This is a genomic window from Metapseudomonas phytobenefica (genome assembly GCF_043392685.1).
Taxonomy (GTDB): Bacteria; Pseudomonadota; Gammaproteobacteria; order Pseudomonadales; family Pseudomonadaceae; genus Metapseudomonas.
The window spans coordinates 294,410-317,180 of the sequence record NZ_JBHZGM010000001.1; the positions used below are offsets into that span (position 1 = coordinate 294,410).

The 22,771-nt window shown below is 64.8% G+C and carries 20 protein-coding genes; 7 read left to right on the plus strand and 13 right to left on the minus strand.

The annotated features are described in order from the left end of the window. Nucleotides 1–251: 251 nt before the first annotated feature. The 5 genes from ACFW0B_RS01350 to ACFW0B_RS01370 form a co-directional block, all read right to left on the minus strand. On the minus strand, nucleotides 252–884 hold the full coding sequence (locus tag ACFW0B_RS01350; protein ID WP_449146158.1) for a helix-turn-helix transcriptional regulator: 633 nt from the start codon (nucleotides 882–884) through the stop codon (nucleotides 252–254). A 79-nt stretch (nucleotides 885–963) separates the two neighbouring features. After that, nucleotides 964–2,088: an NAD(P)/FAD-dependent oxidoreductase gene (locus ACFW0B_RS01355; RefSeq protein ID WP_449146159.1), complete on the minus strand. Its 1,125-nt coding sequence runs from the start codon at nucleotides 2,086–2,088 to the stop codon at nucleotides 964–966. Nucleotides 2,089–2,098: 10 nt separating this feature from the next. Then, nucleotides 2,099–3,055 carry an ornithine cyclodeaminase family protein gene (locus ACFW0B_RS01360; protein ID WP_449146160.1) on the minus strand — a complete coding sequence of 319 codons (957 nt, stop codon included), beginning with the start codon at nucleotides 3,053–3,055 and terminating at the stop codon, nucleotides 2,099–2,101. Between the two features lie 173 nt (nucleotides 3,056–3,228). Further along, nucleotides 3,229–4,233 carry a DUF481 domain-containing protein gene (locus ACFW0B_RS01365; RefSeq protein WP_449146161.1) on the minus strand — a complete coding sequence of 335 codons (1,005 nt, stop codon included), beginning with the start codon at nucleotides 4,231–4,233 and terminating at the stop codon, nucleotides 3,229–3,231. Between the two features lie 128 nt (nucleotides 4,234–4,361). Then, on the minus strand, nucleotides 4,362–5,360 hold the full coding sequence (locus ACFW0B_RS01370) for a DUF481 domain-containing protein (RefSeq protein WP_449146162.1): 999 nt from the start codon (nucleotides 5,358–5,360) through the stop codon (nucleotides 4,362–4,364). Between ACFW0B_RS01370 and ACFW0B_RS01375 the strand changes: the two genes are divergently transcribed. Then, nucleotides 5,359–5,745: an MGMT family protein gene (locus tag ACFW0B_RS01375; protein WP_449146163.1), complete on the plus strand. Its 387-nt coding sequence runs from the start codon at nucleotides 5,359–5,361 to the stop codon at nucleotides 5,743–5,745. The two genes, ACFW0B_RS01370 and ACFW0B_RS01375, sit on opposite strands and share 2 nt — an antisense overlap. 87 nt (nucleotides 5,746–5,832) lie before the next feature. Continuing rightward, the gene (locus ACFW0B_RS01380) at nucleotides 5,833–7,572 is read left to right on the plus strand and encodes an AmpG family muropeptide MFS transporter (protein ID WP_449146164.1); all 1,740 of its coding nucleotides are present in this window, start codon (nucleotides 5,833–5,835) and stop codon (nucleotides 7,570–7,572) included. A gap of 57 nt (nucleotides 7,573–7,629) precedes the next feature. Here the strand turns inward: ACFW0B_RS01380 and ACFW0B_RS01385 are convergent, their stop codons facing one another. Further along, the gene (locus tag ACFW0B_RS01385; RefSeq protein WP_449146165.1) at nucleotides 7,630–8,457 is read right to left on the minus strand and encodes a mechanosensitive ion channel family protein; all 828 of its coding nucleotides are present in this window, start codon (nucleotides 8,455–8,457) and stop codon (nucleotides 7,630–7,632) included. Nucleotides 8,458–8,573: 116 nt separating this feature from the next. Then, complete coding sequence (locus ACFW0B_RS01390) at nucleotides 8,574–9,053, minus strand: YajQ family cyclic di-GMP-binding protein (RefSeq protein ID WP_449146166.1); 480 nt, start codon at nucleotides 9,051–9,053, stop codon at nucleotides 8,574–8,576. 224 nt (nucleotides 9,054–9,277) lie between these two features. On the opposite strand from ACFW0B_RS01390, the gene ACFW0B_RS01395 reads away from it, so the two are divergent. From ACFW0B_RS01395 to ACFW0B_RS01410, 4 genes are read left to right on the plus strand one after another with little or no spacing between them, the layout of a single operon-like run. Then, a complete protein-coding gene (locus tag ACFW0B_RS01395) occupies nucleotides 9,278–10,240 on the plus strand; it encodes a GGDEF domain-containing response regulator (protein WP_449146167.1) in 963 nt (320 codons plus the stop codon). After that, nucleotides 10,237–11,148 (plus strand): putative 2-dehydropantoate 2-reductase, encoded by a 912-nt coding sequence (locus tag ACFW0B_RS01400; protein WP_449146168.1) that lies wholly within the window; start codon nucleotides 10,237–10,239, stop codon nucleotides 11,146–11,148. The genes ACFW0B_RS01395 and ACFW0B_RS01400 overlap by 4 nt, the downstream gene beginning before the upstream one ends. 46 nt (nucleotides 11,149–11,194) lie before the next feature. Further along, nucleotides 11,195–13,213, plus strand: a complete 2,019-nt coding sequence (locus ACFW0B_RS01405) for a sensor histidine kinase (RefSeq protein ID WP_449146169.1) — start codon at nucleotides 11,195–11,197, stop codon at nucleotides 13,211–13,213. Between the two features lies 1 nt (nucleotide 13,214). After that, nucleotides 13,215–13,790 (plus strand): cob(I)yrinic acid a,c-diamide adenosyltransferase, encoded by a 576-nt coding sequence (locus ACFW0B_RS01410; RefSeq protein ID WP_449146170.1) that lies wholly within the window; start codon nucleotides 13,215–13,217, stop codon nucleotides 13,788–13,790. Nucleotides 13,791–13,909: 119 nt separating this feature from the next. On the opposite strand, the gene ACFW0B_RS01415 is transcribed toward ACFW0B_RS01410, so the two are convergent. The 4 genes from ACFW0B_RS01415 to secA all read right to left on the minus strand — a co-directional run bounded on the left by ACFW0B_RS01415 (nucleotide 13,910) and on the right by secA (nucleotide 19,737). After that, the gene (locus ACFW0B_RS01415; protein WP_449146171.1) at nucleotides 13,910–14,854 is read right to left on the minus strand and encodes a Nudix family hydrolase; all 945 of its coding nucleotides are present in this window, start codon (nucleotides 14,852–14,854) and stop codon (nucleotides 13,910–13,912) included. Further along, on the minus strand, nucleotides 14,851–15,489 hold the full coding sequence (locus ACFW0B_RS01420) for a glutathione S-transferase family protein (RefSeq protein WP_449146172.1): 639 nt from the start codon (nucleotides 15,487–15,489) through the stop codon (nucleotides 14,851–14,853). Before ACFW0B_RS01420 ends, ACFW0B_RS01415 begins: the two co-directional genes overlap by 4 nt. A gap of 171 nt (nucleotides 15,490–15,660) precedes the next feature. Continuing rightward, nucleotides 15,661–16,878: a bifunctional glutamate N-acetyltransferase/amino-acid acetyltransferase ArgJ gene (gene argJ / locus ACFW0B_RS01425; RefSeq protein WP_449146173.1), complete on the minus strand. Its 1,218-nt coding sequence runs from the start codon at nucleotides 16,876–16,878 to the stop codon at nucleotides 15,661–15,663. A gap of 117 nt (nucleotides 16,879–16,995) precedes the next feature. Then, a complete protein-coding gene (gene secA / locus ACFW0B_RS01430) occupies nucleotides 16,996–19,737 on the minus strand; it encodes a preprotein translocase subunit SecA (RefSeq protein WP_449146174.1) in 2,742 nt (913 codons plus the stop codon). A gap of 267 nt (nucleotides 19,738–20,004) precedes the next feature. Between secA and ACFW0B_RS01435 the strand changes: the two genes are divergently transcribed. Further along, complete coding sequence (locus ACFW0B_RS01435) at nucleotides 20,005–20,460, plus strand: DUF721 domain-containing protein (RefSeq protein ID WP_449146175.1); 456 nt, start codon at nucleotides 20,005–20,007, stop codon at nucleotides 20,458–20,460. Nucleotides 20,461–20,531: 71 nt separating this feature from the next. On the opposite strand, the gene lpxC is transcribed toward ACFW0B_RS01435, so the two are convergent. Next, nucleotides 20,532–21,443, minus strand: a complete 912-nt coding sequence (gene lpxC / locus ACFW0B_RS01440; RefSeq protein WP_028628442.1) for a UDP-3-O-acyl-N-acetylglucosamine deacetylase — start codon at nucleotides 21,441–21,443, stop codon at nucleotides 20,532–20,534. Nucleotides 21,444–21,555: 112 nt separating this feature from the next. After that, complete coding sequence (gene ftsZ, locus ACFW0B_RS01445) at nucleotides 21,556–22,743, minus strand: cell division protein FtsZ (RefSeq protein WP_449146176.1); 1,188 nt, start codon at nucleotides 22,741–22,743, stop codon at nucleotides 21,556–21,558. Nucleotides 22,744–22,771: the final 28 nt, after the last annotated feature.

Genomic DNA, 22,771 nt, shown 5'->3' on the forward strand with positions numbered 1-22,771 from the left:
GCTCTGCTCGCGAAGGGGGGCGCAATCGCGAGCAGAGCTCGCTCCTACAAGGTCGGCGCCTGATTCCGCAAATTCGTGGGCCACGCTACATCGGTCCACCACCGGAGGCGGGCTCTGCTTCGAATGGTGGAAGTGAATAGCGACTTCCACCCTACAAAAAGCCATCCTGCCTGCCGTCAGATCGCCCCATCCCGCTTCAGTCGGGCAGGATGGGATGCAGCCCACCAGCACGGCGCAGAGCCAGGATTGCCCTAGACCGACTCTTCCTTCAGTTCCTTGAGGTGCTTGTAGACCGTGGCGCGGCCCATGTTGAGGACGTTAGCCACATAGTTAGCCGCGCTCTTGCCCTTGAAGGCGCCTTCGGCGTGCAGCGCCAGGACCAGCTCACGCTTGTGCTCTCGGGTCAGCAGGTTGAGGCCGAGCTGGCGCTGGCGCAGCCAGTTGTGCAGGAAGGTGTTGATGCGTTCCTGCCAGTCGTCGCGGAACAGGGCATCGGGCTGGGGAATGACCTTGCTGGAGGAGAGGAACAGGTCGAGGGCCGCCTTGGCCGCCTCGAACATGGAGATGTTCAGGTTGATGCAGAGCACGGCGACCGGCGCGCCCCGGGCGTCGCGCAGCACGGTGCTGATGGAGCGGATCTTCTGCCCGTCCCAGTTGAGCTTCTCGTAGGGACCGATGTTCCGCTCGTCCACGTCTTCGCCGAGCATGTCTTCCAGGGCTGCATCGTCGCCGACGCAGCGCTTGGAGATGTTGTTGGCGATGTAATCGATCTTCTGCGTGCGCAGGTCGTGCAGCACCACCTCGGCGTGGGGGAAGAACAGCGTGGCGATGGCGTCGGCAATGGCCCGGTAGTTATCCAGGGCGAAGTCTTGGCGGGCGGTCATGGAGCGGCTCCGGGAGCGGGAAGAACGGTGCCGGGCGCAGGGCCCGGCGCAGCGAGTGTGGCGCAAAGCGCCAATGTCGTCACCCCAGCCGCGCGGGGGACAGCATCGCCTCGCTCAGGCCGAAGCGCGCCAGGTGCTCCGGCAGCGGCTGGCGCAGGATCAGGCAGGCGCTGGCCTCGCCCATGGCGGCGGACGTCTGGATGCCGTAGCCGCCCTGCCCCGCCACCCAGTAGAAGCCCTGGCTGCGCGGGTCGTAGCCGGATACCAGGTCGCCATCGGGGAAGAACGAGCGCAGGCCGGCCCAGACGCGCGTGGGACGGCGGATGCTCAGGGTGGTGTGTTCCTCGATCCGGTAGATGCCGAGGGCGATGTCCAGCTCCTCCGGCTGTACGTCGTGGGGTTCCACCGGGTCGGCGTTGGCCGGCGACCCCAGCAGGGCGCCGGCGTCCGGCTTGATGTAGAAGGACTCGTCCAGGCTCACCAGTGCCGGCCACGCGTGCGCGTCCACGCCTTCGGGCGGCGAGAAGATGAAGGCAGCGCGGCGCCTGGGTTGCAGGCCCAGGGGCTGGACGCCGGCCAGTCGTGCGAACTGGTCGCACCAGGCGCCAGCGGCGTTGATGAGCGTCGGCGCCTGGAAACTGCCCAGGGCGGTTTTCACTACCCACTGCTCACCCTCGCGGCGGGCCGCGGTCACTTCGCAACCAAGGCGCACCTCGCCGCCGTTGCGGCGGATACCGCGCAGGTAACCCTGGTGCAGCGCGTCGGTATCGATATCGGCAGCGCTGGGGTCGAGCATGGCGCCCTGCACCAGGTCGCGGCGCAGGACCGGAACCAGTGCGCAGGCCTGGTCCGGGGTGAGCATCTGCATGTCGGGCACGTTTTCCAGCGCGCTGTCGAACTGGCGCTGCAGTTCTTCGGCATCGCCGGTGAAGTCCACCACCAGCTGGCCACGCGGCGTGAGCAGCGGGTGTTCGCTGAAACCTGCCGGCGGCACATCGAAGAAGGCCCGGCTGGCGGCGGTCAAGGCACGCACCTGGGGCGTGCCGTAGGTCACGATGTAGAGGGCGGCGGAGCGGCCGGTAGAGTGATAACCGGCGTATTCCTCACGTTCCAGCACCAGCACGCGGCCGTGGCGGGACAGCCAGAAGCCGGTGGAAGCGCCGGCGATTCCGGCACCGATGATGATGAAGTCAGCCTGGTTCATGGCCTCTGCCTCACTGCCCTTGGCACTGAAGATGATAGAGGGCGTTGGCCAGGGCCATGTCTTCGAGGCCCAGGCCGATGGAGCGGAAGAATACCGGGCGGCGGTAATCCGGGCGCGAGGCCTTGCCGCTCAGCAGTTCCGGCAAGTCGCCACGGATGGCCTCGCGACTCCAGCCGTGGTGCTCGGTGGCCAGCAGCATCTCGCCCGCGGAGCCGGGGGTGGTGGCGCGGTAGTCGCAGTAGACGTCCATGGCACCCAGGGCTTGCGGCGGCACTTCGTGGGCGCGCGGGGCATTGGTGCTGATGGAGGTGACCAGGGCGGTCTTGCCCAGGCTGCGCGGGTCCAGCACCGGGCCGGCGGAAGAGGTGCAGAGCATCACCACGTCGGCTTCGGCCACGGCATCCTCCAGGCTGGCGCAGATTTTCACGCGCGGGTCCTGGGCGCGCAGTTGCGCCTGGACTTCCACATCCGCCGCCAGGGATGGCGAGTAGGCGGCGATGCACTGCCAGTCACGCAGGCCTTTCACGTAGTGCAGGTGGGCGCGGGCCACCAGGCCGCTGCCGATCAGCGCAAGCCGGCTCGCCCGTTCCGGCGCCAGGGCCTCCACCGCCACCGCCGTGGTGGCAGCAGTGCGCGCGGTGGTCAGCTCGCTGGCATCGCAGAGCAACAGGGGCTGGCCGCTGTCCATGGACATCAGCAGGGTCCAGGCGGTCACCAGGGCGCCGTCGGGCTTCCTGATATAGGGCGAGGTCTTGACCCCGTAGACCCCGTCCTTGCCCAGCACACCCAGGTAGTTGATGAAGTCGCCGGCGCCATTGGGGAATTCCACCAGTTGCTGGGCCGGCTGCACGGCTTCGCCAGCGGCCAGGTCAAGGAACATCTGGCGCATGGCCTGATACACGTCGACCTGCTGGAGCAGGCGGCGGGCTTCGGCTTGCGCGAGAACGAGGGGCGAAGTGCTGGACATGGGGGCGCTCCCGGAGCTGAACATAAACATTTTGTCCATCTTGGACTTTAAAGTTTATATCAGCAAGGGGACGGCGACCCGCCTATACGGGAATGGCGCCTGGGTATAAAGGCACCGGGAGAGGGAGCGATTTCAATCGCGAATGAATTCGCACCACACCTTGGGCCGGGCTACTACCAGCCGACGCCGAATCCGACGGTGTAACGGGTTTCGTCGACGTCGCCCTCGGCGCCGCTGACCTGGTCCTTCTCCGCCTTGACGTTGAGCGAGGCCCAGTCGGTGACCTTGTAGCGCAGGCCCATTTCAGCATCCAGGGAATAGTCGGCGGTGTTGTCCAGAGGTCGGCCGATCTCGCCGGTGGTGAAGAACTCCACGGTCTTGCCCACCAGGTAGCGGTTGTAGTCCCACTTGGTGCTGAGGGAATAGAAGCTTTCCTTCTCGCCGTTGGAGAAGTCGTAGTCGGTCCGGTTGACCAGGCCGGCCAGGGAGAAGGCGCCCAGTTCGTCGTCCCAGAACTGGTAACCGGGGCCGGTACCCAGGGTGCGCTGGCGCTCGAGGTCTTCGATCTTGTCGCGCTTGTACTCGCCCCGGCCCTGCCAGAAGAACTTGTCGGTGATGAAGCGATCGAGTGCGTACTCAGCTTCCCAGTTGTCCGTGGTCTTCACCTCGTCGGTGAATTCACGGTTGTACTCGCCACTGGCATTGTGCCGCCAACGACCGTGACGGGCCTTGGTGTTGAAATCGACGTCGTAGTCGTCGGTGTCCTTGTCTGCACGCTTGTAGTCCAGCGACAGGTCGACGTTACCGGTCCAGGTCAGGTCCTCGACCAGCGGCTTGGGCTTCATGATCTGTTCGATGCTCGCCAATTCCACTTCCTTCGGCGCATCGCCGTTGGCCAGAATGACCTTGCCATCCTCGGCGCGTTGCAGCGACTTGGCGCGCTCGCCGTCGAAGTCGCCCTGTTTGATCAGCAGCTCGCGGTCGCTTTCCAGGGTGGCGACCTTCTTCCAGTCCAGCGGAATGGTTCCGCCATAGTCGGTCTCCAGCACCAGCTTGCCACCGTCGAAAACGCGGATGGTGCCGGTGAGCCGGTCGCCATTCTTCAGCCAGACGGTGTCGGCGAAAGCGGTGGTGGAAGCGGCGGCGAGCGCCATGCACAGCAGGGATCGGGACAGCATAAAACGGCTTCTTTGCTCGGGCTCTCGAAAAAGCCGGGCATTATCCTTATGACCGACAGCAGAGCAAGGACTGACCGGCCCGCGTCTGCCGAGTTCCGCAAAATCGATGGGCGTGACTCGGCGGGACGCTACCAGCCGACGCCGAGACCGATGAGGTAATGCCGGTCCGAGCTGCTCTGGCCCAGGCCCCGTATCTGGTCCAGCTCATAGAGCAGCGAGAGCCGCGCCCAGTCGTTGAGGCGATAGCGCAGGCCGAACTCACTGTCGAGTACGTAGTCGATCTCGTTGATCCGTGGAACCTGCAACTGAGCCTTGGAATAGAGCTCGAAGCGGGTGCCCCAGATCAGCCGCTTGAAGTCCCACTCGAAGGAATAGGCGTTGAAGCGGAGGTCTCCGGCATCGCTTTCCAGCTCGAAGCGGGTGAGTTGGGCGATCAGGTCGAAGCGGCCCAGTTCGCTCTCCCAGAAGCGATAACCGGGGCCGACGCCATAGGAACGCTGGCGTTCGAAGAACTGGAACTCGTCGTTGTCCTGGTCATAGCTGCCGCGCACGAACCAGTGCTCGGTGAAGAAGCGGTCGAGGTCGTACGCCAGCTCCCAGTTGTCCTCCGTGCGTTCGCCGTCCTTGGTCTCCTTCTCGAACTGGCCGCTCAGCACGTGGCGCCAGCGGCCATGCTCGACGCGGGTATCGCCCTTGAGCTTCCACTCGTCCTTCTTGTTCTCGTTGCGCTCCATATCCAGCCGGGCGTCGAGGTTGCCCTCCCAGACCCGATCCTCGATGAAGGGGCGGGGCGGCACCATCTGGCGGATGCTCGCCAGCGCCACCGTCTCGCCCTCGCCGTTCTGCAGCCGCACCATACCCTTGCCCGCCGCAGCGAGGCTCTGGCTATGCTGGCTGTCCTGGCCTTCGCGCTTGATCAGTAGCGGTTTCTCGGAACTCAGGGTGTCGATATCCTTCCAATCGATCAGCACCTGGCCGGCGTATCGGGTCTTCAATGCCAGCTTGCCGCCATCGAGCAGAGTGATTTCACCGGTCAGGCGGTCACCGTTGTTCAACCATACGGTGTCGGCCCGGAGCGGCGAGCAGGCCAGGCACACAAACAGGGCACATAGGCTACGGAGCAGCATGGTCGGTAAGAAGAAGAAGGAAGAGGCGCCAGAGCATGCATGGGGGGACCTGCCGACAGCAAGCGCGGACGTGCGTCGCGAGGCCCTCTACCTGACCCTGGCCCAGGTGCCGGAGGGCAAGGTGGTGACCTATGGCCAACTGGCCGATCTCGCGGGCCTTGGCCGCGCCGCGCGCTGGGTCGGGCGCACGCTGAGCCACCTGCCGACGGGCACCCAGCTGCCCTGGCATCGCGTGCTGGGCGCGGGCGGGCGCTTCAGCCTGGCGCTGGGCACGCCTTCCGGCGACGAGCAGCGGGCACGATTGCGTGCCGAAGGGGTCAGTATCCACAACGACCGGGTGGACATGCGTCGGCACGGCTGGCATCCCATGGCATCCAAGGGTTAGAGTGCGCCCTGCCCTGTTTTCAGCCCCCACTCCGGACGCCGCGAGCAGCCCGATGCCCAGCACCACGCTATTTGGACCCAACCTCTGATGTCCCCTCGTTCCTGGCGCGCAGCCGTCGCCGCCTATGCCTCGCCGGCCACTCTTTCGCTCTTGCTGCTGGGCTTCGCCGCCGGCCTGCCTTACATGCTGGTGTTCTCCACCCTCTCCGTCTGGCTTCGCGAGGCCGGGGTATCCCGCGAGACCATCGGCTTCGCCAGCCTGATCGGCCTGGCCTACGCCTTCAAATGGATCTGGTCGCCGCTGCTCGACCAGTGGCGCCTGCCGCTGCTGGGCCGCCTCGGCCGCCGACGCTCCTGGCTGGTGCTCTCCCAGGCGCTGGTGGGCCTCGGGCTGGTGGGCATGGCCCTGTGCGACCCGCAGACGCATCTCACCTGGCTGATCGCCCTGGCCGTGGTGGTGGCCTTCGCGTCGGCCACCCAGGACATCGCCATCGACGCCTACCGCCTGGAAATCGCCGAGGACAGCCGGCAGGCCGCCCTGGCTGCCAGTTACATGACCGGCTACCGGGTCGCCGCGCTGCTCGCCACGGCCGGTGCGCTCTACTTCGCCGAGTGGTTCGGCTCCACAGCCAGGCTTTACGAGTACGGTGCCTGGGCCGGCACTTACCTGCTCTTCGCGCTGCTGATGCTACCGGGCCTGATCACCAGCCTGTGGATGCGCGAGCCGTTGGTGGACCTGCCGACCCAGGGCAGCAATTCCCGCTTCAAACTCAAGCACCAGCTCTCTTCGGTACTGATCCTGCTGGTGATGCTGATTTCCCTGCCGGCGATGATCACCGGCCTGCTCGACCGCGCCTGGCCGCGCGCCGCGCTCTACGCCATCTTCCTGATCACCTGCCTGTCGCCCTGGGGCATGCGCCAGATCCTGCCAGTGCGCGATCTGCTCAGCCAGCAACGCCGCCAACTGCTGGTGGCCGCTCGCGGCAAAGTCATGCCCAACTTCGACTTCGTCCACCAGGCGGTGTCGATCATCGTGCTGATCGTGATCCTGGTGACCATCGCCGCCGCGGTGAAGGCCTTCTCTTCCGGTGCCTGGCCACGCGGCACGCTGTTCCTGCTGATCACCCTGGCCTGCTTCTCCGCTGCCGGCCGCCTGCTGATGGCGCCGGTGCTGACGCCGATCAGCGAGTTCGTCCAGCGCTATCGCTGGCAGGCGCTGCTGCTGCTGGGCCTGATCGCCACCTACCGGATGTCCGATACCGTGATGGGCGTGATGGCCAACGTCTTCTACATCGACCAGGGCTTCACCAAGGACCAGATCGCCAGCGTCAGCAAGCTGTTCGGCCTGGTGATGACCCTGCTTGGCGCGGCGGCCGGTGGTGTGCTGATCGTGCGCTTCGGCATCCTGCCGATCCTCTTCATCGGCGGCGTCAGCTCGGCGGCCACCAACCTGATGTTCGTGGCCCTGAGCGACATGGGCGCGCACCTGAACATGCTGATCCTGACCATCTCCTGCGACAACTTCAGCGCAGGCCTGGCCACCTCGGCCTTCGTCGCCTATCTCTCCAGCCTGACCAACCTGAAGTTCTCCGCCACCCAGTACGCCCTGCTCAGCTCCATCATGCTGCTGCTGCCACGCCTGATCGGCGGCTACTCGGGGGTGATGGTGGAAAGCGTCGGCTACCACAACTTCTTCATGCTCACCGCGTTGCTGGGCATCCCTACCCTGGTGCTGATCGCCATCCAGTGGGGCCGCGACCGCCAGCATCCGAAGGAGAACGGCTCCCCCGACGCGCCGGCGGCGCCCGGTTCCCCCGAGCAGCCCTGATTATCCACAGGCATGAAAAAGGCCGGCGAGATTGCCGGCCTTTTTCGTCGGTCTGTATCAGGCGCTCTGCACCAGCTTCACCACGCGATGGGGGAACGGGATGCTGATTCCCGCTTCGTCCATCTTCTCCTTGGCACGCTCGATGAAGTCGAAGGTTACCGGCCAGTAATTGGCGGTTTCGACCCAGACACGCAGGGAAATATCGATGGCGCTTTCGCCCAGCCCGGTGACGAAGACCACTGGCGCGGGGTTCTTCAGCACGCGGGGATCGCGAGCGATCTCCAGCATCACCTGGCGGGCGCGTTTGATGTCGCAGTTGTAGTCGATGCCGATGTTGATATCGACACGACGGGTCTTTTCCCGCGAATAGTTGGTGATGTTGCCGTTGGACAGGCTACCGTTGGGCACGATCACCACCTTGTTGTCACCGGTCTTCAGGGTGGTGTGGAAGATGTGGATGGCATCCACCGTCCCGGCCACGCCCTGCCCTTCGATCCAGTCACCGACCTTGAACGGGCGGAACAGCAGGATCAGCACACCGCCGGCGAAGTTGGCCAGGCTGCCCTGCAGCGCCAGGCCGATAGCCAGGCCCGCCGCACCGATGGCCGCGACGAAGGAGGTGGTCGAGATCCCGACCATCGACGCCACGCTGACCAGCAGCAGCACCTTCAGGACGATGTTGGCCAGGCTGCCGACGAACCCCTGCAGGGTGCGGTCGACGCTGCGGTTCTGCATCAGGGCGCCGACCTTGCCGGTCAGCATGTTGATCAGCCACCAGCCCAGCAGCAGGGTGATCAGGGCCAGGGTCAGCTTGCCGCCGTACTCCAGCAGGATGGGCATCCAAGATTCGGGCATCTTCACCAGTTGCTCGAGGTTCATCTCCATGCGTGTTCTCCCGCGCTATTTCAGCAATGCAAAAACAGGCCGCCATGGACAATCCATGGCGGCAAAGGTTCAAGGGAATCCAGTCTTGCGACGCGAATCGGTCGCGAAGGTTCCGCTCAGTCGCGGAAGTTGTTGAACTGCAGGGGCATGCCGAATTCCTTGGCACGCAGGGCGGCGATGGCCTCCTGGAGGTCGTCGCGCTTCTTGCCGGTGATGCGCACCTGCTCGCCCTGGATGGCGGCCTGGACCTTCAGCTTGGTGTCCTTGATGTGGGCGACGATCTTTTTCGCCAGCTCCTTGTCGATACCCTCGCGGAGCACGACCTCCTGCTTGACGACCTTGCCGGACGCGTAGGAATCCTTGATCTCCAGGCACTGGACATCGACCTTGCGCTTGACCAGGGCCAGCTTGAGGATTTCCAGCATCTGTTCCAGCTGGAAATCCGCCTCCGCGGTCAGGGTGACGGTCAGTTCCTTGAACTCGAAGCTGCCCTTGCCGCGCAGATCGTAGCGGCGATCGAGCTCTTTCATGGCGTTGTCGACAGCGTTGGTGACTTCGTGCTTGTCCAGTTCGGACACCACGTCGAACGAGGGCATGGGATTCCTCCAGATAGACGGCGCGATCTGCATCACGGATATGAGCGCGCCTGGCTTGACGGTAAAAAATGCGGACCCATTATAACCGAGCGACAAGCCGCCTTCCGGGGGCCGTCCCCGGCAGTCCGAAACCGGCAGAACGGTAGGGCGACAAGGCAACCCGGATGAGGCTTGATATCATAACGCCATACCATGCTATTCCACCCTCCTTGTGAGCCTGCCAAATGCCCAACCCTTATCTCAGTATCCTGGTGGTGGACGATGCCAAATTCTCCAGCGCCATGATCGGCCGAACCCTGAGCCAGGCCGGTTACCAGGATCTGCGATTCGCCAGCAGCGCCAGCGAAGCCCTCAGGCTGCTGGAAGAAAAGCCCGCCAACGTCATCCTCGCCGACTGGCTGATGCCCGAAATCGACGGCCTGGAACTGACCGCGCGGGTCCGCCAGCTGGATGAGATGACCGACCACTACAGCTACATCATCCTGCTCACCGGCAAGGAGGGTGAAAACGTCCTGGGCGAGGCGTTCGACCGCGGCGTGGACGACTTCATCAGCAAGGCGGCCATGAGCGAACAGCTGGTCCCGCGCGTCTACGCCGCCGACCGCCTGTGCAACACCTTGCAGCGCCTGCTGCAGGAAAACCGCCTGCTCACGCAGAACATCGCCAGCCTGGAACAGCGCAACCTGGTGGACTCCCTGACCGGCCTCGGCAACCCGCGCTACCTGCGGCAGAAGCTGGCCGACAGCCTGCGCCAGGTAGAGTCCCGTGGCGGCGCCTTGTGCTACCTGCTGATCGGCCTGCTGGACGCACCGCAATTGCGCCAGCAGTACGGAGAGACCTTCTACAACGAGCTGCTGCACGGGGTCGCGCGGCGCCTGCAACAACTGGTGCGCCCGCTGGACGTGCTGACCCGCGTGGATGACAGCCACTTCGGCCTGATCACCCTGCTCGACGACCTCCACGAATGCTCGCCGAGCAGCTTCCGCCGCCTGCACGAAGGGCTGAACCTGAAGGCCTTCAAGACCAGCGAAGGCTTCATCACCCTCAAGGCCGGCATCGCCCTCGTGGGCCTGGACACCAAGGCCCTGCCCCTGGACGTCGAGGAGCTGCTGGAGAAAGCCAGTGCCATGCTGCCCGAAGCCTACGCCAGTGGCCGCGTCACCGCGCTGCGCCTGCCGCAGCCATGACCTGGCACATCCTCGGCGCCGGCAGCCTGGGCAGCCTGTGGGCCGCCCGCCTTGCGCGCGCGGCGCTGCCGGTACGGCTGATCCTGCGCGATCGCACCCGCCTCAAGGCTTACGAAGCGTCCGGCGGCCTGACCCTGGTGGAGCAAGGCCAGGCCCACCAGTACGCCATCCCCGCGGTGCTGCCCAGCACTGCTGGCCCCATCAGCCGGCTGCTGGTGGCCTGCAAGGCCTACGACGCCGAAGCTGCGGTCCAGCCCCTGCTGCCCTATCTGACCCCCGGCGCCGAACTGATCCTGCTGCAGAACGGCCTGGGCAGCCAGGACGCCGTTTCCCTGCGCCTGCCGCACGCCCGCTGCGTACTCGCATCCAGTACCGAAGGCGCCTTTCGCGAAGCGGACTTCCGCGTGGTCTTCGCCGGCCATGGCTTCACTTGGCTCGGCGACCCGCAACAGCCAACCGCGCCGGAATGGCTCGCGGACCTGGAGCGAGCGGGCATTCCCCATGGCTGGACGCCGGACATCCTCTCCCGTCTGTGGCGCAAGCTGGCGTTGAACTGCGCCATCAATCCGCTCACCGTGCTCCACGACTGCCGCAACGGCGGCCTGGCCAATCACCCGGCCGAGGTCGCCGTGCTCTGCGCGGAACTGGTCGAGCTGCTCCGGCATTGCGGCCAGCCGGATGCCGCCGAAGGGCTGCATGAGGAAGTGCTGCGGGTGATCCACGCCACCGCGACAAACTACTCGTCGATGTACCAGGACGTCGCCAACGGCCGCCGCACCGAGATCAGCTACCTGCTCGGCCACGCCTGTGCCACCGCCGCGCGTCATCGGCTCAGTCTGCCGCATCTGGAAAGCCTGCATGCCCGTCTCAGGGCCCATCTGCAACAGCGCGGATTGCCCGTCACCTGACCCCGCGCTAACCTGCCTTTCAGCCCAGCCGCGGATATCTGCCCCCTTGACCAGCCTGCGTCAACGTCTCGAAAACCTCTCGGTCGGCCGCAAACTGCTCGCTGCCCTGCTGGTCCTGCTCGCTACCGTCCTGCTCATCGCCAACCTGGCCTTCATCAGCGCCGCCTACTGGATCTCCCAGGAAAGCGTGGCGCCCCAGGGCCTGGAAACCCTGGGCCGGCTCTTCGCCACTTCGTCCGTCGGTCCCGAGGCGCTGTCTTCGGAAGAAAAGGCCAAGGAGATGCTGCAGCGGCTCGACGGCTATACGCCGCTGCGCGCCGCCGCACTGTACGACGCCGATGGCCGGCTGCTGGCCCAGCTGCAGCGGGGCGAACAACTCGACCTGCCGCTGAAGGCCAGCGACATTGCCAGCTGGCGCCGGCGGGAGTTCCGCACCAGTTACCTCACCGAGGTGCCCATCTCCGGCAAGCCCGCCGGCCACCTGCTGCTGGTGGCTTCCAGCGAGCTGCCCGGCGTGTTCTACACCGGCACCCTGACCGCGAGCCTGGCGATCCTCGCCTGCAGCGTACTGCTCTGGATGCTGGTGGCACGGCAGATCCGGCGCATGATCACCCGCCCCATCCGCCGTCTGGAAGAGCTGTCGCGCCAGGTGACCCGCGAAGAGAACTATTCACTGCGCGCCCCCCGCGGCAACCGCGACGAGATTGGCAGCCTCGCCGACGCCTTCAACACCATGCTCAGCCGCATCGAAGCCCGCGAGCAACAGCTCAAGCGCGCCCGCGACGACGCCCAGGCCGCCTTCGACCAGGCCCACGAACTGGCCGAAGAAACCCGCCACTCCAACCGCAAGCTGGAGCTGGAGGTGCAGGTGCGCAGCAAGATCGAGAAGAAGCTCACCGGCTTCCAGAACTACCTCAACAGCATCATCGACTCCATGCCCTCGGCGCTCATCGCCCTGGACGAACAGCTCTACGTCACCCAGTGGAACCAGGAAGCCAGCGCGCTCTCCGGCACCAGCATGGACGATGCGCTGAACCAGCCGGTATTCCTCGCCTTCCCCTCGCTCAAGCCGTTCCTTCCGCAGATCCGCCTGACCGCCGAGAAGCACAAGGTGGAGAAGGTGGAGCGGGTGAGCTGGCTGGTGGGCGAGAACGTCCAGCACTACGCCCTGACCTTCTATCCATTGATGGGCGGCACCGGGCGCGGCGTGGTGATCCGCATCGACGACATCACCCAGCGCCTGTCCATGGAAGAGCTGATGGTGCAGTCGGAGAAGATGCTCTCGGTGGGCGGCCTGGCGGCCGGCATGGCCCACGAGATCAACAACCCCTTGGGCGCCATCCTGCACAACGTACAGAACATCCGCCGGCGCATCTCCCCGGACCTGGAGCGCAACCAGGAGCAGGCCGCCATCAACGGCGTCAGCCTGGATTCCATCAACCGCTACCTGGAAGCCCGCGAAGTGCCCAAGCTGCTGGACGATATCCACCAGGCCGGTGCTCGCGCAGCCAAGATCGTCAGCCACATGCTCGCCTTCAGCCGACGCAGCAACCGCCAGCTGGCGCCCTGCCAGTTGCCGGTGCTGATCGACCAGGCGCTGGAGATCGCCAGCAACGACTTCGACCTGACCGAAGGCTTCGACTTCAAGGGCCTGCAGATCGTCCGCGAATTCGACGACGAGCTGGGGCCGGTACCCGGAACCGCCAACGAGCTGGAGCAGGTACTGCTCAACCTCCTGAAGAACGCGGCCCAGGCTATCCACCAACGCCAGGACGACGAGGAAGGCCGCATCACCCTGCGTACCCGTCTGAATCCGCCCTGGGCGGAAATCCAGGTGGAAGACACCGGCGTGGGCATTCCCGAGAACGTGCGCAAGCGCATCTTCGAGCCCTTCTTCACCACCAAGGACGTGGGCCAGGGCACGGGCCTGGGGTTGTCGGTCTCGTATTTCATCATCACCAACAACCACAAGGGCCAGATGGAAGTGCAGTCCAAGCCCGGCCAGGGCACCTGCTTCACCCTGCGCCTGCCGCTGACTTCCAACGCCACTGAAGCAGGAGCCTGACATGGGTAACCGCCTTTCCAGGATCTACACCCGCACCGGCGACAAGGGCGAGACCGGCCTGTCCAGCGGCCGGCGCGTCCCCAAGGACCACCCGCGCATCGAGGCCATAGGCGAGGTGGACACCCTGAACAGCCAGCTCGGCCTGCTGCTGGCGGAGCTGGCCGAGAGCGCACGGAACTGCCCGGGCCTGGATGAGGTGATCGGCGTGCTGACGCCCTGCCAGCACCGTCTGTTCGACCTTGGCGGCGAGCTGGCGATGCCGGAATACCAGGTGGTGGACAAGCAGGAGATCGAGCGGCTGGAAGCCGCCATCGACCTGTGGAACGAAGAACTCGGGCCACTGAAGAACTTCATCCTCCCCGGCGGCTCCCGCCTGGTGGCCCAGGCCCACATCTGCCGCAGCTTCGCCCGCAGCGCCGAGCGCCGCACCCAGACGCTGAACGGCGAAGAGCCCCTGCGCGAGGAAGTCCTGGCCTACCTCAACCGCCTCTCCGACCTGCTCTTCGTCGCCGCCCGCCTGATCGCCCGGCGACAGGGCGTCGATGAGGTGTTGTGGCAGGCGGCGAAGAAAGGCTGAGGCCAACGGGTGCCCAATCAACCGCGCGCCGGAATGGTCCGACGTGCAGGTGATTACTCGCTGTGGGACGCCATCTGGCTGTGACCCCGTAGCGAGCTCTGCTCGCGAGAGGCCCCGGCTCAAGCCTCTGGCCAGAACGCCCGGATTCCCGCCACGCCCTGGGCACCGACCTTCCAGGCTTGCTCCAGGTCATCGGGGCCAACGCCGCCCAGCAGATAGGCCGGCTGGTTGAAGCCGCGCAGCAACTCCTCGGCGCGTGCCCACCCCAAGGGCTGGGCGTCGGGATGGGTCTGGGTGGCCTGCAGCGGCGAGAGGGTGACGAAGTCGACTTCCATGGCCGCCGCCAGCTGCAATTCCTCGATGCTGTGGCAGGACGCCGCCAGCCAGCGCTCGCGCGGGAAGGGGCGGCCGTTGGGGGCGTACTTGCGCAGTTGCTCGGCGGTCAGGTGCCAGCCGGCCGCGGGGAAGTCGCCCAGCCACTCCAGCGGGCCTTTGAGCATCAGTTGCGCCTTGCCGGCGCAGAGACCCTGCACGTCGACCGCCAGGTCACGGTACTGGGCGTCGAACATGCGCGGCGCACGCAATTGAACCAGGCGCACACCCTTGGCCAGCGCTGCCTTCAGCCCCGACAGCAGTGCCTGGGGCTCGACGTCGTCAGGCGTGATCAGATAGCGGTCGGGCAGGCGCGCCGCGGCTACGATCGGCTTGTTGGCTGCCGGAAACTCGTAATCCCCCAGCTCACGCGGCGACGCCCAGGCCAGCGGCTGGCCCTCGGCGCCATGGGGTTCGCCGGTGAAGGCGCTGACTTCCCAGACATCCAGCAGCACATGCTTGTCCGGGTAGTCGTGGTGCACCTGGATCAGCGGACGGGCAGCGCTGACGCGGATCCCCAGTTCCTCTTCCAGTTCGCGGGAAAGCGCAGCCTGCACGACCTCGCCCTCCTCCACCTTGCCTCCGGGGAACTCCCAGAGGCCGCCCTGGTGCTTGTCGTCCGGACGCCTGGCGATCAGCACCCGGCCGTCGGCGCCGCGGATCACCGCAGCCGCCACATGCACTCGTTTCATTCGATGATCTCCGTTTCCTGCAAGGCGGCCTGGTACCAGCGCTGGAAGGCCGGCCACCGGTAAATGGTGTCGACGTAGGCCGCGGCGTCCGCCGGCAGCACCACGGCATAGCTGCGCAGGCGGCTGGCCACCGGCGCGTAGAAGGCGTCGGCGATGCTGGCATGGCCGAACAGATAGGGGCCGTCCTGGCCGAAGCGTGTACGGCACTCGGCCCAGATGGCGCAGATGCGGCGAATATCTGCCGCCACCTCGTCCGGGACCTCGGCGAGCGGCTGGTTGCGCTTCATGTCCATCGGCATGTGGCTGCGCAGCGGCACGAAGCCACTGTGCATTTCGGCGCATATCGAACGGGCCATGGCGCGAGCCGCCTGGCCAAAAGGCCAGAGATGCGCTTCGGGGAAGCGCTCGGCGAGGTATTCGGCAATGGCGAGGGAATCCCAGACGCTGCCGTCTTCGCACTGCAGCACGGGCACCTTGGCGGTGGGCGAGTAACCGAGCAGGCGCTTGTGGCTGTCGGCCTGGTAGAGCGGAATGCGGACTTCGTCGTAGGGGGAGCCGGTCAGTTCCATCGCCAGCCACGCGCGCAACGACCAGGACGAGTAGTTCTTGTTGCCGATTACCAGTTTCAGGGACATGCCGACCTCCTTGGTTCCAGTTCCCCAGGGTTTCGCTGGAGCATGGAAGCAGCCTGCGACCCTGGCAAATTCCCGATTTTCATCGGGCGATGAAAATCGGGAATGCCGCTGCACGGCTTAACCCGTTCACGACCTTGCGAGCTGGCCGCTGATCGTGGACGGGTTCTGTGCTCAGGTGCGGTACTCGGCGTTGATCTTCACGTATTCGTGGGACAGGTCGGTGGTCCAGATGGTTTCGCTGCAGTCACCACGGCCCAGCTCGATGCGGATGGTGATCTCTTCGCGAGCCATTACCGCCGCGCCCTGCGCTTCGGTGTAGGTGGAAGCACGGCCACCCTGGCTGGCGATGCAGACTTCGCCGAGGAACACGTCGATCTTGCTGACGTCCAGATTCGGCACGCCGGCATAGCCCACGGCGGCCAGGATGCGGCCCCAGTTGGGGTCGGAGGCGAACAGCGCGGTCTTGATCAGCGGCGAGTGGGCCACGGCGTAGGCCACGTCCAGGCATTCCTGATGGTTGGCACCGCCATTGACCTGCACGGTGACGAACTTGGTGGCGCCTTCGCCGTCGCGCACGATGGCCTGGGCGATTTCCATGAAGACGTCGAACACGGCGTGCTTGAGCTTGGCGAACAGCTCACCGCTGGCAGCGGTGATTTCCGGCAGGGCGGCCTGGCCGGTGGCGATCAGCAAGCAGCAGTCATTGGTGGAGGTGTCACCGTCGATGGTGATGCGGTTGAAGGACTTGTTCGCGGCATCGCGCACCAGCGCCTGGAGCACATCGCGGGCAACCTTCGCGTCAGTGGCGATGTAGCCGAGCATGGTGGCCATGTTCGGACGGATCATGCCGGCGCCCTTGCTGATGCCGGTGATGGTGACGGTCACGCCATCATGCTCGAACTGGCGGCTGGCCCCCTTGGGCTGGGTGTCGGTGGTCATGATGCCTTCGGCGGCCTGGGCCCAGTTATCCACCTTGAGGTCAGCCAGTGCCGCGGGCAGCGCGGCTTCGATCTTCTCGACCGGCAGCGGCTCGCCGATCACGCCGGTGGAGAACGGCAGCACGGCCTCTTCGCCCACACCAGCCAGCTCGGCCAGCCTGGCGCAGGCACGGCGCGCGCGGGCCAGGCCGTCCGGACCGGTGCCGGCGTTGGCGTTGCCGGTGTTGGTCAGCAGGTAGCGTACTTCGCCCGGCAGGCGCTCACGGGTGATCAGCACCGGGGCCGCGCAGAAGGCGTTGGTGGTGGTCACACCGGCGACGGTGGAGCCTTCGGCGCAGCGCATCACCACCACATCCTTGCGCCCGGGGCGCTTGATGCCGGCAGAGGCGATGCCGAGTTCGAAACCGGGAACCGGGTGAAGAGTAGGCAGAGGGCCAAGACCAACAGCCATGGGAAGCGCTCCTTTGTCAGCAGGCGACCGGCTGCGGACGGCGCAGACGGCCAGGGATATCAGGAAAAACGCCGCGAGCGGCAAGGCCGGTCGCGGCGTTCGGGTTACAGCAGCGCCTTAGTTGATCTGACCGTGGCAGTGCTTGTATTTCTTGCCGGAACCGCAGGGGCAAGGCTCGTTGCGGCCAATCTTGGGCTCGGTGCGTACCGGAGCGGCCGCGGTGGCGACAGCCACATCGCCCTGCTCTTCGCCCGCTTCCGGCTCATCGAGGCTCGGCGCGGCGGCATGCTCGAACTGCATGCGACGGGCCATTTCCTCAGCCTCGCGACGCAGTCGGGCCTCCTCCTCGGCCGGGTCTTCGCGGCGGACCTGGACGTGGGAGAGGACGCGGATAGTGTCGCGCTTGATCGAGTCGAGCAATTCCTGGAACAGGGTGAAGGACTCGCGCTTGTACTCCTGCTTCGGGTTCTTCTGGGCGTAGCCGCGCAGGTGAATACCGTGACGCAGATGATCCATGGTGGACAGGTGGTCCTTCCACAGGTCGTCCAGCACGCGCAGCAGCATCTGCTTCTCGAAGGCGCGCAGGGCTTCGGCGCCGGCGAGCTCTTCCTTCTCGTTGTAGGCGGCGAGCAGCTCCGCGAGGATCTTCTCGCGCAGGGTCTCTTCGTAGAGCTTGTCGTCTTCGTCGAGCCACTGTTGCACCGGCAGCTTCAGGCCGAAATCGCTGTACAGGGCGGCTTCCAGGCCGCTGATATCCCACTGCTCGGGCATCGACTGCGGCGGGATATGGGCGTCGATGGTGCTGTTCAGCACCTCTTCACGGAACTCTTTGATGGTGTCGCCGACGTCTTCGGCAGCCAGCAGGCTGTTGCGCATGTGGTAGATCACCTTGCGCTGCTCGTTGGCCACGTCGTCGTATTCGAGGAGCTGCTTGCGGATGTCGAAGTTGCGGCCTTCGACCTTGCGCTGGGCCTTCTCGATGGCATTGGTCACCATGCGGTGCTCGATGGCCTCGCCGGACTGCATCCCTAAGGCCTTCATGAAGTTCTTCACCCGGTCGGAGGCGAAGATGCGCATCAGGTTGTCTTCCAGCGACAGGTAGAAACGGCTGGAACCCGGGTCACCCTGGCGACCTGCGCGGCCACGCAGCTGGTTGTCGATACGGCGGGACTCGTGACGCTCGGAAGCGACCACGTGCAAGCCACCGGCCTCGATCACCTGCTGGTGACGCTTCTGCCATTCGGCCTTGATCTGCGCGACCTGCTCGTCGGTCGGGGCATCCAGGGCCGCCACCTCGGCTTCCCAGTTGCCGCCGAGAAGGATGTCGGTACCACGACCGGCCATGTTGGTGGCGATGGTCACGGCGCCCGGACGACCGGCCTGGGCAATGATCTCGGCTTCCTTCTCGTGGTACTTGGCGTTGAGCACCTTGTGCTCGATACCCGCCTTGACCAGCAGTTGGGAAACGTACTCGGAGCTCTCGATCGAGGCGGTACCCACCAGCACCGGACGGCCGCTGGCCTGGCATTCCTTGATATCGGCGATGATGGCGTTGAACTTCTCTTCCTGGGTCAGGTAGACCAGGTCGTTGAAGTCCTTACGGGCAACCGGGCGGTGAGTCGGGATGACGACCACGTCCAGGCCGTAGATCTGGCGGAACTCGAAGGCCTCGGTATCGGCGGTACCGGTCATGCCGGACAGCTTCTTGTAGAGGCGGAAGTAGTTCTGGAAGGTGGTGGAGGCCAGGGTCTGGCTCTCCGCCTGGATCGGCAGGTTTTCCTTGGCTTCGATGGCCTGGTGCAAGCCTTCGGACAGGCGGCGGCCGGGCATGGTACGGCCGGTGTGCTCGTCGATCAGCAACACCTGGTCGTTCTGCACGATGTATTCGACGTTGCGATGGAACAGGGTATGGGCACGCAGCGCGGCGTAGACGTGGGTCAGCAGGCTGAGGTTGTGCGCCGAATAGAGGCTCTCGCCCTCGGCTAGCAGACCGGTCTGGGTGAGCATTTCCTCGATGTACTGATGGCCCATCTCGTTGAGTTCGACCTGGCGAGTCTTCTCATCGACCGAGTAATGGCCTTCCTGGGTGACCTGGCCTTCCACCTCTTCGATGTGCTGCTTCAGGCGCGGGATCAGCTTGTTGATCTCGATGTAGAGCTTGGAGCTGTCTTCGGCCTGGCCGGAAATGATCAGCGGGGTACGCGCTTCGTCGATGAGGATGGAGTCCACTTCGTCGATCACGGCGAAGTTCAGCTCGCGCTGGAACTTGTCGTCCAGGCTGAACGCCATGTTGTCGCGCAGGTAATCGAAGCCGAACTCGTTGTTGGTGCCGTAGGTGATGTCGGCGGCATAGGCGGCACGCTTCTCTTCTGGCGGCTGGAAGGGGGTGACGATGCCGACGGAAAGGCCGAGGAATTCATACAGCGGACGCATCCAGTTGGCGTCGCGGCGGGCCAGGTAGTCGTTCACGGTCACCACGTGCACGCCCTTGCCGGACAGCGCATTCAGGTAGACCGCCAGGGTACCCACCAGGGTCTTGCCCTCACCGGTACGCATCTCGGCGATCTTGCCCTCGTGCAGGGTCATGCCACCGATGAGCTGGACGTCAAAGTGACGCATGCCCATGACGCGCTTGCCGGCCTCACGCGCCACGGCGAAGGCTTCCGGCAACAGCTGGTCGAGGGTCTCGCCTTTGGCCAGGCGCGCCTTGAACTCTTCGGTCTTGGCACGCAGCTGGTCATCGGACAGGGCCACCATCTGCTCTTCGAACGCGTTGATGGCCTGCACCACTTTCGCCATGCGCTTCACTTCGCGCTCGTTCTTGCTTCCAAAGAGTTTCTTCAACAATGGCGCAAACATATAGAGAGGATCTTCCACACATTGGGATGGAGGGCGGCCTGGAGTCGCCCGCGCAGCCGTCATGGCTACTTGCGAAGGGGGCATTCTACTCGGATTCCTTGTCGAAGAAAGCGGGAGCACTTCCCAGCCTCCGTAGGACGGCGTCCAGACGTCCTGAGCATTGCCCCGATGGATCGACGGCCCGGGCAATCGAATCGAGCGCACAGACCAAGACAAGGAACTGCCTCTGTTAATATGGTCTGACCAGCCCTCATTCAAGCACCCACCATGGCGTTTCGTCCCCTGCCCGCCCGCTCCCCTGCCGCGCTGCTACGCGAGGAAAAGCCATTGCGAGCGCTTTTCAACGAAGCCCAGCGCATCGACCAGCTGCAACAGCTGCTCGCCAGCCAACTGCAGCCCGCCGCTCGCGAACACTGCCATGTCGCCTCCTGGCGTGAAGGCCGGCTACTGCTGATCGTCACCGACGGTCATTGGGCGACCCGCCTGCGCTACCAGCAGGCCCGCCTGCTGCGCCAGCTGAAGGGATTCGAGGCCTTCGCCGGCCTGGAGCGGATCGTCTTCAAGGTCCAGCCGAGTTTCACCCCGAGCAGCGCTCCGGTGACCGAAGGCCGCCTGTCGCCCAGCGCCGCGGAAAGCCTTCAGGCCACGGCAGAAACCGTCAGTGATCCGCGCCTGCGGGAAGCGCTTGAGCGCCTGGCGCGCCACGGCAAGCCGCAGGATTGAGCCGATCGGGAATCCGAAGATAAAAAAGGCCACCCGAAGGTGGCCTTTGAAGTCAGGAAAGAGGGTAATGCTTAAACGGCTGCTACCGGTCGCATGTAGGAGATAGGTGCAGTCCTGGCATCCTCGAAGGTCACCACTTCCCAGGCGTCCTTCTGCTCGATGAGCTGGCGCAGCAAACGGTTGTTCAGCGCGTGGCCCGACTTGAAGCCACGAAATTCGCCGATCAGGCTGTTGCCGAGCAGATAGAGGTCACCGATCGCATCGAGAATCTTGTGCTTGACGAACTCGTCCTCGTAACGCAGGCCGTCTTCGTTGAGCACCTGGTTCTCGTCAACCACGATGGCGTTCTCCACGCTGCCGCCGAGTGCCAGGTTCTGGGAACGCAGGAACTCGATGTCGCGCATGAAGCCGAAGGTCCGCGCACGGCTGACCTCCTTGACGAACGAGGTGCTGGAGAAATCCACGCTCGCACTCTGGGTACGATTGCGGAATACCGGGTGATCGAAATCGATCTCGAAGCTCACCTTGAAACCGTCGAAGGGCACGAAAGTGGCGCGCTTGTCGCCTTCTTCCACTGTCACTTCGCGCAGGATGCGGATGAACTTCTTCGGCGCGTCCTGCTCCTGCAGGCCGGCGGATTGAATCAGGAAGACGAAAGGACCAGCGCTGCCGTCCATGATCGGCACTTCCGACGCAGAGAGTTCGACGTAGGCGTTGTCGATGCCCAGGCCAGCCATGGCCGAAAGCAGGTGCTCCACGGTGTCCACCTTGACCTCACCGTTGATCAGTGTGGTCGACATGGTGGTCTCACCGACATTCTCGGCACGGGCAGGGATATCCACCACGGGGTCGAGGTCGGTACGGCGGAACACTATGCCGGTATCCACCGGTGCGGGCTTGAGGGTCAGGTAGACCTTTTCCCCGGAATGCAGCCCCACGCCAGTGGCACGGATAATGTTCTTGAGAGTGCGTTGTCTGATCATGGCATTGGCCGCTTGTGCGCAAGTTGCGAACTGTTTTCAACAATGGGCGGCGATAATAGCAGAACCGCCCTTTGCTGAACACCAATCACCCTAATGCTCCTGATACAAATCATCAATCAGCCTGGCGACGCAGGAATGCCGGGATATCCAGGTAATCCAGGTCATCCTGAGTATTGAGCTTGGCCGCGGTGGCTGCGCCGCCATGAGCCTGGTTGCGCATCACGGTCGGGCGATCCAGGTCGCGGTAGTTGACGGACGGCTGCTCCGGACGAGCGGCAACGGTGGAAGTGGCCACAGTGGCCGCCTGAACGGTGTTGTCGACCACCTTGACCGGCTTCTCGATGCGCGCGCCCAGGCCAGTGGCCACTACGGTCACGTGCAGTTCATCGCGCATGTCCGGGTCGATCACGGTGCCCACCTTGACGGTGGCGTGCTCGGAAGCGAACTGCTCGATGATGTTGCCCACGTCGGAGTACTCGCCCAGGGACAGGTCGGGACCGGCGGTGATGTTCACCAGGATGCCGCGGGCGCCCTGCAGGTTGACGTCGTCCAGCAGCGGGTTGCGGATGGCCGCCTCGGTGGCTTCGCGAGCGCGATTCGGACCGCTGGCGCAGCCGGTACCCATCATCGCCATGCCCATTTCGCCCATCACGGTCTTAACGTCGGCGAAGTCGACGTTGATCATGCCGGGACGCTTGATGATGTCGGAGATGCCACGTACCGCGCCGGCGAGCACGTCGTCAGCCTTGGCGAAGGCGGCCAGCAGGCTGGCGTCCTTGCCGAGGATCGTCAGCAGCTTCTCGTTGGGAATGGTGATCAGCGAGTCGACACTTTCCGCCAGGGAGCGGATGCCCTCGTCGGCGATCTGCATGCGCTTGCGGCCTTCGAACGGGAACGGACGGGTCACCACCGCAACGGTGAGGATGCCCATTTCCTTGGCCACTTCAGCGATGATCGGCGCAGCGCCGGTACCGGTGCCGCCCCCCATGCCGGTGGTGATGAAGACCATGTCGGCGCCCTGCAGCACTTCGGCGATGCGCTCACGGTCCTCGATGGCAGCCTGACGGCCGACTTCCGGATTCGCGCCGGCACCCAGGCCTTTGGTCACGCCCGGACCGAGCTGCAGCACGGTGCGCGCGCCGATGTTCTTCAGCGCCTGGGCATCGGTGTTGGCGCAGATGAACTCGACGCCTTCGATGTTGCTCTTGGCCATGTGGTTCACGGCGTTGCCGCCGCCACCACCGACACCGATTACTTTGATGACCGCCGTTTGCGGAACATTATCTACGAGTTCGAACATTTCCCCTCTCCTTCCTTTTTTAGTTTTT

Coding starts and splice junctions, on each gene's coding strand:
- ACFW0B_RS01385 (WP_449146165.1), bottom strand. CDS start 8,457: ATGGAGATGAACCTCGAGCAACTGGTGAAGATGCCCGAATCTTGGATG.
- ACFW0B_RS01390 (WP_449146166.1), bottom strand. CDS start 9,053: ATGCCCTCGTTCGACGTGGTGTCCGAACTGGACAAGCACGAAGTCACC.
- ACFW0B_RS01415 (WP_449146171.1), bottom strand. CDS start 14,854: ATGAAACGAGTGCATGTGGCGGCTGCGGTGATCCGCGGCGCCGACGGC.
- ACFW0B_RS01410 (WP_449146170.1), top strand. CDS start 13,215: ATGGGTAACCGCCTTTCCAGGATCTACACCCGCACCGGCGACAAGGGC.
- lpxC (WP_028628442.1), bottom strand. CDS start 21,443: ATGATCAGACAACGCACTCTCAAGAACATTATCCGTGCCACTGGCGTG.
- ACFW0B_RS01370 (WP_449146162.1), bottom strand. CDS start 5,360: ATGCTGCTCCGTAGCCTATGTGCCCTGTTTGTGTGCCTGGCCTGCTCG.
- ACFW0B_RS01420 (WP_449146172.1), bottom strand. CDS start 15,489: ATGTCCCTGAAACTGGTAATCGGCAACAAGAACTACTCGTCCTGGTCG.
- ACFW0B_RS01395 (WP_449146167.1), top strand. CDS start 9,278: ATGCCCAACCCTTATCTCAGTATCCTGGTGGTGGACGATGCCAAATTC.
- argJ (WP_449146173.1), bottom strand. CDS start 16,878: ATGGCTGTTGGTCTTGGCCCTCTGCCTACTCTTCACCCGGTTCCCGGT.
- ACFW0B_RS01380 (WP_449146164.1), top strand. CDS start 5,833: ATGTCCCCTCGTTCCTGGCGCGCAGCCGTCGCCGCCTATGCCTCGCCG.
- ACFW0B_RS01360 (WP_449146160.1), bottom strand. CDS start 3,055: ATGTCCAGCACTTCGCCCCTCGTTCTCGCGCAAGCCGAAGCCCGCCGC.
- ACFW0B_RS01435 (WP_449146175.1), top strand. CDS start 20,005: ATGGCGTTTCGTCCCCTGCCCGCCCGCTCCCCTGCCGCGCTGCTACGC.
- secA (WP_449146174.1), bottom strand. CDS start 19,737: ATGTTTGCGCCATTGTTGAAGAAACTCTTTGGAAGCAAGAACGAGCGC.
- ACFW0B_RS01375 (WP_449146163.1), top strand. CDS start 5,359: ATGGTCGGTAAGAAGAAGAAGGAAGAGGCGCCAGAGCATGCATGGGGG.
- ftsZ (WP_449146176.1), bottom strand. CDS start 22,743: ATGTTCGAACTCGTAGATAATGTTCCGCAAACGGCGGTCATCAAAGTA.
- ACFW0B_RS01350 (WP_449146158.1), bottom strand. CDS start 884: ATGACCGCCCGCCAAGACTTCGCCCTGGATAACTACCGGGCCATTGCC.
- ACFW0B_RS01365 (WP_449146161.1), bottom strand. CDS start 4,233: ATGCTGTCCCGATCCCTGCTGTGCATGGCGCTCGCCGCCGCTTCCACC.
- ACFW0B_RS01400 (WP_449146168.1), top strand. CDS start 10,237: ATGACCTGGCACATCCTCGGCGCCGGCAGCCTGGGCAGCCTGTGGGCC.
- ACFW0B_RS01355 (WP_449146159.1), bottom strand. CDS start 2,088: ATGAACCAGGCTGACTTCATCATCATCGGTGCCGGAATCGCCGGCGCT.